This is a genomic window from uncultured Campylobacter sp., assembly GCF_937949835.1.
Classification (GTDB): domain Bacteria; phylum Campylobacterota; class Campylobacteria; order Campylobacterales; family Campylobacteraceae; genus Campylobacter_B.
This window is the reverse complement of sequence record NZ_CALEDC010000389.1, coordinates 1-2610: the sequence shown is the minus strand read 5'-3', so window position 1 is coordinate 2610 and position 2610 is coordinate 1. Positions and strand designations below refer to the sequence as shown.

At 49.9% G+C, this 2610-nt stretch carries 3 protein-coding genes; 1 reads left to right on the top strand and 2 read right to left on the bottom strand.

Annotated features, from left to right (window positions below):
- Window positions 1–323: 323 nt before the first annotated feature.
- The gene (locus tag Q0256_RS08825; protein ID WP_297962283.1) at window positions 324–1469 is read right to left on the bottom strand and encodes an iron-containing alcohol dehydrogenase; all 1146 of its coding nucleotides are present in this window, start codon (window positions 1467–1469) and stop codon (window positions 324–326) included.
- Between the two features lie 255 nt (window positions 1470–1724).
- Here Q0256_RS08825 and Q0256_RS08820 point away from each other — a divergent pair, with 255 nt between their 5' ends.
- Window positions 1725–1967: an AraC family transcriptional regulator N-terminal domain-containing protein gene (locus tag Q0256_RS08820; protein WP_367271954.1), complete on the top strand. Its 243-nt coding sequence runs from the start codon at window positions 1725–1727 to the stop codon at window positions 1965–1967.
- A gap of 175 nt (window positions 1968–2142) precedes the next feature.
- On the opposite strand, the gene Q0256_RS08815 is transcribed toward Q0256_RS08820, so the two are convergent.
- Window positions 2143–2610 (bottom strand): hypothetical protein (locus Q0256_RS08815; protein ID WP_297962281.1); only part of this gene is annotated, 468 nt, incomplete at its 5' end.

Genomic DNA, 2610 nt, shown 5'->3' with positions numbered 1-2610 from the left:
TAAAATTTATTGTGAAATTTGCGCATCAAATTCGACGGAAGTATTATGTGGCAAAGTTTACCCTGACAAACATAGCTAAATTTCACGCTCGATCCGCAGTCGCCTGGGCTTTAAATTTAGACGCACTGCTTGTCGTCTCTACCATCTCTCAGCGAGCCTCGCGGACTTAAGGGGTGCAAGACGATCATCTCGCTACTATCTGCGCTATTCCTTGCCTTTTTCAAGAAACGTCGATCGCTAGTGCGTCTATACTGCCGCCTGCTTTTTCGGAAAAGGGCGATCGCTCACCCTTCTGTTTAAAATTTTATCTATGCGCTCGCGCCTTATTTTGCAAAATCTAAAATTTTAGCGATATTTTCGCGGCTGTAGAGCTCCGCCATATTCCACGCTTTGGCGTTTGTCGCGGCTACGTCTATGACCTCGTCTAGTACCTTACCTTCGATGCCGAGCTGAGCGAGGCTAGTAGGCGTACCAATCTTATCAAACCATGTTTTAAGTGCTGCAATACCTTCATCTGCACTCTTAAGGCCAAAAATTTCACGAGCAAAACGCTCAAACGCGCTTAAATTCCTATCCTTATACCACCTCATCCACGCAGGCATTACCACGCTAAGACCGGCTCCGTGCGCGCAGTCCACGACCGCACTCATCGCATGCTCGATCATATGATTCGGATAGCCGAAGCCGCCCACGCCCACGCAAGTTAGCCCGTTTAGCGCCATCGTCGCAGCCCACGCAAACTCGGCACGCGCGTCGTAATCGCTCGGATCTGCGAGTAGGATTTCAGTCGTACGGATGACGGTTTTGATATTGGCTTCGATATAGGCTCGCACGATATCCGGATGGACGCTAGCGGTAAAATACCCCTCGATGCTGTGCGCGATGATGTCGCTCGCGCTATATACGAGATACTCGCGGCTGACGGTTGCTTGCAGCTGCGGGTTTATGACCGAGACCTTCGGGTATAGACACGGCGCGCTGATCGCGTATTTTTGTTTGGTCTGCTCCTTAGTCACCACGCCGCCGCAGTTCATCTCCGAGCCCGTCGCGGCAAGGGTGATGATGTCAAAAATTTTAAGCGCGCCGCCAGGATTTTTGCCGGTGAAAAAATCCCACACGTCGCCCTCGTAGCAGGCGCCTGCGGCTACGGCTTTTGCGGAGTCCAGTACGCTTCCGCCACCTACAGCAAGCACGCTATCTGCGCCAAATTCTTTGGCGAGCTTGATTGCTTCGTTTACCTTGCTTAGCACGGGATTTGATTTTATGCCGCCAAGCTGCGCAAATTCTATACCGTTTGCCTTTAAGCTGCTCTCCACCACGTCCATCAGACCGCTCTTTCGCACGCGCTCGCTACCGTATAGCACGAGAGCTTTTTTCGCGCCCGCTTCCTTCATATACTGCCCGATATGTTTTTCTTTATCCTTGCCGAATTCTATCCTCACGGGGTTGCAAAAACTAAAATTTGTCATCTTCTCTCCTTTAAATAAAGTTGGCTAAATTATAGCCTTTTTTAAAATTTTGCGGTAGCACGATAGTCCAAATTCCTTGCCTAATCGTACAAATTTAAATATAACCCGAGTAAATTTAAAGGAGAGCATGAACGAAGTAGATAAAATTTTAAAAGACGCCGCAAAGATCGCGGACGAGCTATATCCCGCCTAGAGGCACGCTCAGAAGCCTATAGGGGCGCTTAGCTTCTACCATCAAAGAAAGCCCCAGACTTCATCGCGACGATCTATGAGCCTAGCGTGTGCTTGTGCCTGAGCGGCGGTAAAATGGTGGAATTTAACGGCAAACAGCATCACTACGACATGCAAAAATTCCTACTTTGCGCAAGCGACCTGCCACTTTTGGGGCGGATAGAGCACTACCCGTTTCTATCGGTAAGCATTAAATTTCAAAGCGAGGATATTCTTAAAGCGCTCAAGGAGATAGAAGGGCAGAGCCGCGCGGGCAGACTTCCGTAGTTCGTATAATTTGCAGCGCCGTTTTTTCCGCGCTTTGCTCTAAACATCGAGCGAAATTTTGCTCTCCGATACGATCCGTGGCGTAGATTTTGCGCGAGTCTAAAATTTGTGTCCCGCACCCCGCGTGCTGTTTTACTCGCGCTCGCAGTACCGCTTTGCTGGTATCGCATTGTTGCTACACAAAACAAGAAAGCGGATATTTTGCGGCGTTTTTGTCCGTGAGTGCGGCAAGGAAAAGAGCGATAAGCTCCTCGAAGTTTTGTGCAATAACCAGGGCATCCTCATAGATCGGTTCCGCACCGAATACGATCTTGCCCGCGTCCGCGCCCTGCGTGAGGATGCCCGCGAAGCAGCGTTCGCCTCTGACCGAAAACAAAAACGGCAAGCACCCGCTCCAAAATGCGCTCACGGCGGCTCTTTGCGCATCGTTAGCCACGCACTCCAGGCTGTCTTTTTCAAAATCTCCGTAGCGAAATTCCGCCTCGTCCGAGCTCGGCGATGCATAATCCCTAGCGGATACGAACCAAACGGCGTCCGCAGCGTCGCTCAAAATTTCAAAAGAGCAAACGAAGCGGTAAAAATCTTCGCTTAAATTTTTAAATCTGCCACCCAAAAATTCGCTTTGTGGCAGGCAAATTTCATC